Origin of the sequence: Streptomyces sp. (assembly GCF_031178505.1) — a bacterium.
Classification (GTDB): domain Bacteria; phylum Actinomycetota; class Actinomycetes; order Streptomycetales; family Streptomycetaceae; genus Streptomyces; species Streptomyces gulbargensis.
Window position 1 is genome coordinate 1 of record NZ_JAPSIW010001032.1, and the last position, 1,700, is coordinate 1,700.

Genomic DNA, 1,700 nt, shown 5'->3' on the forward strand with positions numbered 1-1,700 from the left:
CCCTCGCTCGCCATTGGAATGGGGTTGTGTGTCATGTACGTCGAGGACGCGGTTCGTGCGCATGTGCTGGAGCGGCTTCAGGCGTCCGCCGGTGAGCGCGGCCGACGGGTGCTGCTGACCGGCGCGACGGTGGTCACGATGGACCCCGCGACCGGGGTGCTCGACAAGGGCGACGTCCTGATGGAGGGCGACCGGATCGCCGCGGTGGGCGCGGACCTGAGAGCGCAGGGCGCCGACGCGGACGCGGTGGTGATCGACGTGACGGGATGCGTCGTGGCGCCGGGCTTCGTCGACACCCACCGGCACGCCTGGGAGGCGCAGCTCCGCCGGATCATGCCGGACGTGGACGACCTGGCCGGCTACGTGACGACGACGCTCCTCGGGTACGCCCCGGTGTACCGGCCGCAGGACATGTACGTCGGAACGAGGCTGGCGGCGCTCACGGCGATCGACAGCGGCATCACCACGATGCTGGACTTCTCGCACAACTCCCGGACGGCCGCCCACTCGGACGCCGCGGTCCGGGCGCTGGTGGACACCGGCATCCGCGGCGTGCACGCGGCGATGGCCCCGCACTTCGGCGACTGGGACAAGCAGTGGCCGGCGGACGTGGCACGGCTGCGGGAGGAGTTCGGCAGCGAGCTGCTGTCCTTCCGCATCGCCGCCCTGGCCACCGGAGAGATCGCGGGACCGGAGCGTGCGTTCGGTCCGGCGCTGGCCGCCGAGGCCCGGGAGCTGGGCGTCGGTGTGAGCATCGACGCGGTGTTCGGGCAGGCGTCGTCACAGGCGATCCTGCGATGGGAGCGGGAGGGGCTGCTCGGACCGGATCTGACGATGATCCACTCGACCGGACTGACTGCCGAGGCATGGCGGGCGATCGGGGACAGCGGCACGACCGTCGCCCTGGCGCCGACCTCGGACGCGCAGATCGGCCTGGAGACGGCGATCCCCGCGGTGGACGAGGCACTGGCGGCCGGGGTGCGCCCCGGCCTGAGCATCGACGTCGAAGTGGCCCTCGCCAGCGACATGTTCACCCAGATGCGGGCCCTCCACGCCATCCAGCGGATGCGGGCCGTCAACGCCGCCTACGGCACGGACGCCGAGCCGCGGCGCATCAGCACCCTCGACGTGCTGGACTTCGCCACGGTGCAGGGGGCGCGGACCAACGGGCTCGGGGACGTGACCGGTTCGCTGACGCCGGGCAAGCAGGCGGACCTGCTCGTGGTGCGGGCCGAGGACGTCAACAACATGCCGCTGAACGACGCGGTGGGCACCCTGGTCCTCGGCAGCGACGCCCGCAACGTCGACACGGTGTTCATCGCCGGGCAGGTGCGCAAGTGGGACGGCCGCCTCCTCGACGTGGACCTGGCCGCGCTGCGCGACGAGGTCGCCGCCTCGCGGGACCACATCCTGCGCACGCACGCCGAGGCCTGAGCCGGACTCCCGGTGCCGGTGAGCGAACGGCCGGGCGGCGCCGCACGGACTGCGGCGCCGCCCGGCCGCGCCCCACCTGCGGGGCGCTGTCGCTCCGGGTGATTGCACCCAGCTGCGGTCAGACCGAGTCGACCACCAGCGCGCTGGCGGTGGCGAAGGTGTGCCGGAACTCCTTCAGGGGTGCGTACTCCTCCGAGTGGTAGAAGTCCCGTACGGCCTGCTTGTCGGGATGATCGCGATACGGGGCATGACGGCTCTCCTTGCTC

General features: G+C 72.3%; 2 protein-coding genes. One reads left to right on the plus strand and one right to left on the minus strand.

All coding sequences use genetic code 11. The features are described from left to right. Positions 1–1,434, plus strand: a 1,434-nt coding sequence (locus tag RIF68_RS35930; RefSeq protein ID WP_375165801.1) for an amidohydrolase family protein, incomplete at its 5' end; no start/stop codon positions are given. A gap of 118 nt (positions 1,435–1,552) precedes the next feature. Here RIF68_RS35930 and RIF68_RS36615 read toward each other — a convergent pair. Next, the coding region (locus tag RIF68_RS36615) for a DUF1330 domain-containing protein (RefSeq protein ID WP_375165802.1) at positions 1,553–1,700 on the minus strand (148 nt) is incomplete at its 5' end.